Annotated in this window: 1 protein-coding gene; it reads left to right on the top strand. The window is 65.6% G+C overall.

Annotated features, from left to right (window positions below):
• Window positions 1–164 precede the first annotated feature (164 nt).
• A partial coding sequence (locus tag G3I78_RS50305) for a hypothetical protein (protein WP_203616618.1) occupies window positions 165–395 on the top strand: 231 nt, incomplete at its 3' end.

Below are 395 nucleotides of genomic sequence, written 5' to 3'. Positions count from 1 at the left end.
CCGATTCTTCGGGTGAGCCGGAAAATGTCCCCGGGGTCGGAGATCACCCTTCCGGGGCGTGCCGCCCGTTCCGACGCCGTGGCGGCGATCCAAGGAGAACCAGAGCACGCCGTCATCCGATGATCTCGGTCGCGGCGGGCCGAGACGGGGAAGGGCCGTGCCTCATGACGTATTACACCTCCGGGGTAATAGCCGAGCTCAAGAGCCGCAATCTGCTCCCGGACGCGTACGAGACGGTGTTCGCGAGCGGTTCCCTGATCAGAGGCTGGGGCAACCCCACCAGCGACCTCGACGTCCACGTCGTCACCCGCGACCTGTGGACCAGCACGATCGACGAGACCAACCACGTGGCGCTCGAACCGAACACGCTCCAGTACGAGGGCACGTTCGTCTAC

Source organism: Streptomyces sp. SID13726 (genome assembly GCF_010548375.1).
In the GTDB taxonomy this organism is placed as follows: Bacteria; Actinomycetota; Actinomycetes; order Streptomycetales; family Streptomycetaceae; genus Streptomyces.
The sequence above is the reverse complement of the archived record's forward strand: the minus strand, read 5'-3'. Positions and strand labels throughout refer to the sequence as shown.